This is a genomic window from Escherichia sp. KCJ4928 (assembly GCF_004352695.1).
Classification (GTDB): domain Bacteria; phylum Pseudomonadota; class Gammaproteobacteria; order Enterobacterales; family Enterobacteriaceae; genus ECMA0423.
This window is the reverse complement of sequence record NZ_SJWV01000273.1, coordinates 1-3706: the sequence shown is the minus strand read 5'-3', so window position 1 is coordinate 3706 and position 3706 is coordinate 1. Positions and strand designations below refer to the sequence as shown.

Sequence of the window (3706 nt, the reverse complement as noted above, 5' to 3'; positions counted from 1 at the left end):
CCTTATTGGGGTTGTGGTTATTGTGGGTGTAGCTCGCTACATCATTAAAGGGTATTCCGCCACTGGTGTGTTATTTGTCGGTGGCCTGTTATTGCTGATTATCAGTGCCATTATGGGGCACAAAGTGTTACCGTCCAGCCAGGCTTCAACAGGCTACAGCGCCACGGATATCGTTGAATACGTTAAAATATTACTAATGAGCCGCGGCGGCGACCTCGGCATGATGATTATGATGCTGTGTGGATTTGCCGCTTACATGACCCATATCGGCGCGAATGATATGGTGGTCAAGCTGGCGTCAAAACCATTGCAGTATATTAACTCCCCTTACCTGCTGATGATTGCCGCCTATTTTGTCGCCTGTCTGATGTCTCTGGCCGTCTCTTCCGCAACCGGTCTGGGTGTTTTGCTGATGGCAACCCTATTTCCGGTGATGGTAAACGTTGGTATCAGTCGTGGCGCAGCTGCTGCCATTTGTGCCTCCCCGGCGGCGATTATTCTCGCACCGACTTCAGGGGATGTGGTGCTGGCGGCGCAAGCTTCCGAAATGTCGCTGATTGACTTCGCCTTCAAAACGACGCTGCCTATCTCAATTGCTGCAATTATCGGCATGGCGATCGCCCACTTCTTCTGGCAACGTTATCTGGATAAAAAAGAGCACATCTCTCATGAAATGTTAGATGTCAGTGAAATCACCACCACTGCTCCTGCGTTTTATGCCATTTTGCCGTTCACGCCGATCATCGGTGTACTGATTTTTGACGGTAAATGGGGTCCGCAATTACACATCATCACTATTCTGGTGATTTGTATGCTGATTGCCTCCATTCTGGAGTTCCTCCGCAGCTTTAATACCCAGAAAGTTTTCTCTGGTCTGGAAGTGGCTTATCGCGGGATGGCAGATGCGTTTGCTAACGTGGTGATGCTGCTGGTTGCCGCTGGGGTATTCGCTCAGGGGCTTAGCACCATCGGCTTTATTCAAAGTCTGATTTCTATCGCTACCTCGTTTGGTTCGGCGAGTATCATCCTGATGCTGGTATTGGTGATTCTGACCATGCTGGCGGCAGTCACGACCGGTTCAGGCAATGCGCCGTTTTATGCGTTTGTTGAGATGATCCCGAAACTGGCGCACTCTTCCGGCATTAACCCGGCGTATTTGACTATCCCGATGCTGCAGGCGTCAAACCTGGGTCGTACCCTATCACCCGTTTCTGGCGTAGTCGTTGCGGTTGCCGGGATGGCGAAGATCTCGCCGTTTGAAGTCGTAAAACGCACCTCGGTACCGGTGCTTGTTGGTTTGGTGATTGTTATCGTTGCTACAGAGCTGATGGTGCCAGGAACGGCAGCAGCGGTCACAGGCAAGTAAATAGTAATGCCGGAGGCAAGTTTCCTCCGGCTTTTTCATGTCACCCACTGTGGTATATACGTTGCGGTCTGCCAACTTTGCCGTGAACAATTTCAGCAATAATCAGATGGCGGCTGGCGCAATATTCAAGATAACGCCTGGCAGTGGTGCGGCTGATGGTCAGTGCCTGCGCCACCGTTTCTGCCGTATGTTGCACACCAGGCTCTTTGAACAGTTTTCGCACCGCGTTTAGCGTCAAAGGGTCAATGCCGGTCGGTAGCTCGTCCTTAGGTTCACCGCGAGCATAAGCATTAAACATCTCATCAATTTGCTTCTGGCTGGCGCTATCAATACTTTCCAGCATATGTTTACGCTGGCGGAAACGGGTTAGCGTTTGCCCCAGCCGTTCATAGGCAATGGGCTTAATGAGATAATCAAATACACCACAACGTACGGCTTCAGACACCGTTTCCATATCGCTGGCTGCAGTGGTAAACACCACGTCGCCGGGATAATGCGCCTGCACCAGTTCATGCAGTAAATTAATCCCTCTACCGTCAGGAAGATAGTTATCGAGCAAGATTAGCCCCGGCTTAAAACGCTCGATCATCATTCGGGCCTGCGCCAGGTTTCCCGCCAGTAATATCTGACTGAATCCGGGAATGTGACGAATATATTCCGCATGCATCTCTGCCAGCGGCGTTTCGTCCTCAACGATCAATAGGGTTAATGGAGCTGTCATTAGGTTTCACTTTCGGAATATAGATTGAAAATAAGGTACCGCAGGGATCATTATCTTCGAGAGTGATAACACCACCGCAGCGCGTTACGTAGCTGGCAATCAAGTACAACCCAATGCCATGTTCACCGGGCTCGTCAGCACGCGTACTGACCCCCTGCTCAAATATTTTGTCTCGTAGAGACTCTGGAACGCCGCAGCCCTGATCGGCGACTTCAATCACCACATCATCGCCTTCATCGCTGAGGAATAATTCAACGATCTTGTTTCCTTCATCGCTACGCAGGCTGGCTTCGAAGGCGTTATCAAGTAAATTGCCAACAATGGCGGCAAACTCGGTGCTATCCAGTCCTGGCGGCAGTTGCGAAAGCTGGCTACCGGGGACGATGATCATTTTTAGCCCCAGTTCGCGGGCGCGCTGCACTTTACCAAAAAGCAGCCCCGCCACCTGGCGATCGGCAAACGCCTCGCGCAGGCTGTCAATAAGCTGTTGCTGGGCCTGAGACTCCCCCTGCACCATCGCCAGCACGCGATCATACTCTTTCATCTGCAACAGACCATTGAGCGTCGACATCCAATTGAGATGCTCGTGTCGCAATGTACGAAGGCTCTCGACGTATTGTTTTATTTGCGTCAGTTGCGCATTGAGGGTGGAAATTTCGTCTTTACTACGAAAGCTGATAATGGCCCCCAGCAAATCATCACCTGAACGAATAGCTTCCCGATTGGCAATAACGCTCAGACCGTTAAAGTTAGCCACCACATCCTGACGTTTTTCATCAATCTGTTCGGTAAAGAAATCGGCGGGCCTGACCACTTCAGCAATGGGTTTACCCAACCATTGCCGTCCGGGAGAGCTCAGCCCCAGCATCTTTCTTGCGTTACGATTGATGGCGGTAATGTAACCATGCGGATCCACCGCAATCAGCCCTTCATAAACCGAACTAAACAGCGCCTCTTGCTGACGGACCACGCGTGCGATTTGCTTTGGCTCCATGCCCATCATTTGCCGACGGATATGCGCTGCCAGGAACCACGACAGCAACATCAGAATCCCTAACAGCACGACAAACACGCCTGCCATCGGTAATAAAAACTCAGCCCGCCAGCTATCGATTTTACTCACCAGGTAGCCAATCGACACCACGCCGATGACTTTTCCATCGTCATCAAAGATTGGCGTTTTGGCGCGCATCGCCATCCCCATTGACCCTTTCCCGGTAATGAAGTAGCTCTCCCCTTTCTCCAGCGCGCCCTGTTTGGTGAACTGCATAGGATAACCAATTTTCTCCGGATTAGGATGGTAAAGGCGGATCGAGTGCCGGTCCCCAATCACCACATAATCAAAATCGGTATCTCTTTGTAATTTGTTAGCGATGGTCGCCAGCCGTTTGTAGTCACGCGTTTTCACCGCAGAGATGACACTGTCATTGGAGGCAATAATTTTCGCCTGATTCATTGCCATGTCGCGTACATGAAGCGTTAAATAGTCCTCAAAACTGGCCGTAAAATATTGCGCCAGGGCTGCAATGACAAATATTGAGAACACCAGAATCAGCAAAAAGATACGCAGCGGAAATGCCAGTCTTTGGAAAAATGCAAACTGTTTATTCTCGTTAAGC

3 protein-coding genes are annotated in these 3706 nt (G+C 50.6%); 1 reads left to right on the top strand and 2 read right to left on the bottom strand.

Annotated elements, in window-relative coordinates:
• The coding region (gene dcuC, locus E0D98_RS22200) for an anaerobic C4-dicarboxylate transporter DcuC (RefSeq protein ID WP_131891036.1) at positions 1-1366 on the top strand (1366 nt) is incomplete at its 5' end.
• A gap of 40 nt (positions 1367-1406) precedes the next feature.
• Here dcuC and dpiA read toward each other — a convergent pair.
• Together dpiA and dpiB are read right to left on the bottom strand one after the other, a co-directional pair.
• Complete coding sequence (gene dpiA, locus E0D98_RS22195) at positions 1407-2087, bottom strand: two-component response regulator DpiA (protein ID WP_000126500.1); 681 nt, start codon at positions 2085-2087, stop codon at positions 1407-1409.
• Positions 2056-3706, bottom strand: a 1651-nt coding sequence (gene dpiB, locus E0D98_RS22190) for a sensor histidine kinase DpiB (RefSeq protein ID WP_131891033.1), incomplete at its 5' end; no start/stop codon positions are given. The genes dpiB and dpiA, both read right to left, overlap by 32 nt.

Bases quoted from the DNA above. Each gene is read 5' to 3' on its own strand.
- dpiA (WP_000126500.1), bottom strand. From the start codon at position 2,087: ATGACAGCTCCATTAACCCTATTGATCGTTGAGGACGAAACGCCGCTG.